This is a genomic window from uncultured Mailhella sp. (assembly GCF_944324615.1).
GTDB lineage: Bacteria > Desulfobacterota > Desulfovibrionia > Desulfovibrionales > Desulfovibrionaceae > Mailhella.
In genome coordinates this window covers 1-3277 of sequence record NZ_CALUWY010000115.1, presented here as the reverse complement: position 1 = coordinate 3277, position 3277 = coordinate 1, and the positions used below count along the sequence as shown (strand labels likewise).

Genomic DNA, 3277 nt, shown 5'->3' with positions numbered 1-3277 from the left:
CAATAAATAAAGATGGCATATCGGGCGCACCCTGCGTTCAAAAGCCGGGCGCTCCTCCCGCTGGGGCGGGCCTTCTTTCAAGGGAAGCGCCGGAGGGGGGAGCATGGCCGGGAAAAGAGACCGGAGCAAGGAGGAAGAAGAAAAGGAGAAGAAAGGAAAGCGCCGGGGCCTGCCGCCACCGGGGAGCGTCCCGCAGAAGGGACAAAAAAGCCCCGCAGAGGGGGCGCAAGGGGGGGGAAAGCTCCCCCCTTTTACGGAAAAAAGCCTTAGAGCGCGGCCGTTTCGGCCTTCACGCTTTCCTCACAGGAACGCATGGCGTCGAGGGTGCGCTCGAAAAGTTCTTCCAGCGTCCAGCCCAGGCGTTCGGCTCCGGCTTTAATGACATCGCGCGAGCAGCCCGCGGCAAAGCGCTTGTCCTTGAACTTCTTTTTCAGGCTGGACACTTCCATGTCCATCACGCTGCCCGAAGGACGCATGCGCGCGGCCGCGCCGATGAGTCCGGTGAGTTCGTCGGCGGCAAAGAGAATCTTTTCCATTTCATGTTCCGGTTCCACATCGCAGCACAGGCCGTAGCCGTGGCTGCACACGGCGTGGATCATGTCCTCGCCCACGCCTGCGGCGCGCAGAAGTTCCGGGGCCTTGCGGCAATGTTCCTCGGGGTAGCGCTCGAAGTCGATGTCGTGCAGAAGCCCGGCCATGGCCCAGAAGTCTTCTTCGTCGGCAAAGCCGCGTTCACGGGCGAAATGGCGCATCACGCCCTCCACCGTAAGGGCGTGAAGAAGATGGAAGGGTTCGCTGTTGTAGCTTTTCAGAAGAGCAAGGGCTTCTTCCCTGCTGATGGCGCACGTTCTCATGAAACTTCCTTTATGGTTTGTCCCCTTTTCCGGGGGAAGGGTATCCGGCCCGGCCGGAAGGCGGCTCTTTTCCCGGAGCGGCCCCGCATGGGGCACCTGGCGCGCCGGGGAAACGGTGAGCCTGTCGATATATTCCTCAAGGGCCACAATGCCGGAAGCCGTGATGGCCCGGCGGCAGTCGGCGTAATCCAGAATCCTGCTCACGTTCTTGTTGACGAGTTCGGCCTCGGGATGCACGCGCTTTGCCAGATATTCCAGCGAAGAACGGAAGGCCTGGGAAAACTTCTGCAGCCTGCGCCATTCCTCCATCTGTTCCGCCACGCTCACGCGGATGGGCTCGGGCATGATGGCGGCCTTGAGCATGGCCTCGCAGAGCCTCCAGTCGATGTACTGGCCGAACTCCACCTCGAACACGGTGAGGTTGTCGCGGTCTATCATGCGCCGCCACACCTCCGCGCCCTTGGCCATGAGGGGAATGACCTCCACACTGGTGCCCTCAGGCACATACTGCGCCACGGTATCGCGCACTTCGGTGACGATCTCCTCCACGGATTCCTTTTCCACGTCGATGACATCGGCCTTGTTGAGCAGAACCAGCACGGGCATGCCGCCGCGCTCCTGCACCACGCGACCCATGTCCTGCAGCAGGGCCTCCTCGTCGCGGGTGTGCAGCTGCGCCATGTCCAGCACCAGAAAAATATGACTGAGGGGCAGTTTTTCCAGAGCGAAGTAGGTTTCGCCGCGGTGTTCCCCGTATTTGCTGGTGTTGGGGCCGGGCGTGTCGTAAAACACGATGGGGCGCTTTCTTTCCAGGTGCGGCAGGCACAGATGAATGTCCGCAGGCACGTTTTCCCGCATGGAACCGTTGTAGGAAGCGAGCCTCTCCAGCGTGAGCGGGTGCCAGGCGTCGCTTTCCGAAGGATTGCGGCACACGGCCTCCGTACAGAACGGATCGTGCAGCACGCGGAATATCTGTGCCGTGGTCGCCCTGTTCCCGGCAGGGAAGGCCCCCCGGCCCAGAAGCGCGTTGAGCACCGTGGATTTGCCGGAGCTCATGCAGCCCAGCATAAGAATATGAAGCCCGGTATCGGGCACGCGAAACTCGCCCATGTCAACACTCCTGTCCCTGTTCACGGTTCCGGCGGTTTTTCCGAAGATACCCTATTGCCCGCTCAAGGCAAGTCCCGGAAACATCAGTGTCCTGCCGGCGTTGCGGCCGCCCTCCTCCCCGGAGCCGCAGTGCCCTGCGCATGTTCCGCCCGCGCCTCTCCTGTGCACATGCTGCCCTTTCGCCGGGAAAAGCCCTGCGGCGCAAGGCTGCTCCCCGGTATGAGAGACAGGATTTTCCTCCGTGATTTTTCTCCCATGCATGAAAAAAAACGGAAAATGTCTGTGGCACGGCATTATGGAAAAAAATCACATGCCCTTGATGCCACAAAACACTGTTGCCGTTACAGGAAAAACAGCGTTTTTTCCCTGCTGCTGTTCTGTATTTTTTTGACTTCATCATTTTTCACAGCCCTGTTTCATAAAGAAACAAATACTATTGGAAAAAATTGCTCACTTACTGTAATAAAGATGAATAAATAAAAAAAATTTCTCAAAAACCGGTTGTTTTTATCAGAAACGCCTGCTATGTTCTAAAAAAACATGGAAGGCGTCTGTTATATCAGTATACATACTATAACGCTCGCGCCGTTCCATGACGTGCGACGACGTTTGTCTTGTACAAAACCAAGGAGGATAGTATGGAACTTGGAACTCTGGTACTGAGTATTTGCGCCGTTCTTATGGCTTTTGTCGTATGCCTCGGGCTGTTTGCCGTGAAGGTCTACAAGTAGAACGCCGGCCCGACTGCACGGGCCTTCCATCGCACGCGAGCGCGGGGACTTTGAACAAAGTTCCCGCGTTTTTTCTGTTCTGCGCCCTGCACACAGACAAACATGGTCCTGTGCGTAGAAGCCCTGGGCATGGCCGAAGTGAAGACGCCTGTGCCCTGTGGGGAACGCCCCCTGCGGAGTCCCCCCTCCCAAAGCCCGGAACGTGCAGAAGCCCCTGCAATGCCCCCGGAAAAGCAGAGCCGCCGCGCAGGGCTTTTTCCGTGCTCTCAGCCTGCCTTGCGCGCCCGGAAGATGACGCACAGAGCGCCCCCTTTTCTGTATTACCCCGTGCATTGGCCCCGCGCATAGTAGCGAGCGCTTATATAAAGAGAGAAAAAAACGTACTCCCCCGTGCATTGGCCCGTGGGGAACGCCTGCGCGCTCCTGCACGCCCCCGCGCTCCGGTTCCCTCCCGCGCCCCACCTTGCCCCGAGCCTTCCTGTGCTCCCCACGCGCTCCTCTTCCTGTGCTCAGGCCGCCCCACCTGCGCTCCCCCTTTCTGTGCTCCCCACTCCGGCCACCGCCCCAAAGCAGGCGACTCTC

2 protein-coding genes are annotated in these 3277 nt (G+C 59.2%); one reads left to right on the top strand and one right to left on the bottom strand.

Annotation, left to right across the window (positions count from 1 at the left end; genetic code table 11):
• Positions 1 to 266: 266 nt before the first annotated feature.
• Positions 267 to 1964, bottom strand: a complete 1698-nt coding sequence (locus tag Q0K07_RS12990; protein ID WP_294559784.1) for a dynamin family protein — start codon at positions 1962 to 1964, stop codon at positions 267 to 269.
• Between Q0K07_RS12990 and Q0K07_RS12985 the strand changes: the two genes are divergently transcribed.
• Positions 1929 to 2444, top strand: coding sequence for a hypothetical protein (locus Q0K07_RS12985; protein ID WP_294559783.1), 516 nt, complete (start codon positions 1929 to 1931; stop codon positions 2442 to 2444). The two genes, Q0K07_RS12990 and Q0K07_RS12985, sit on opposite strands and share 36 nt — an antisense overlap.
• Positions 2445 to 3277: the final 833 nt, after the last annotated feature.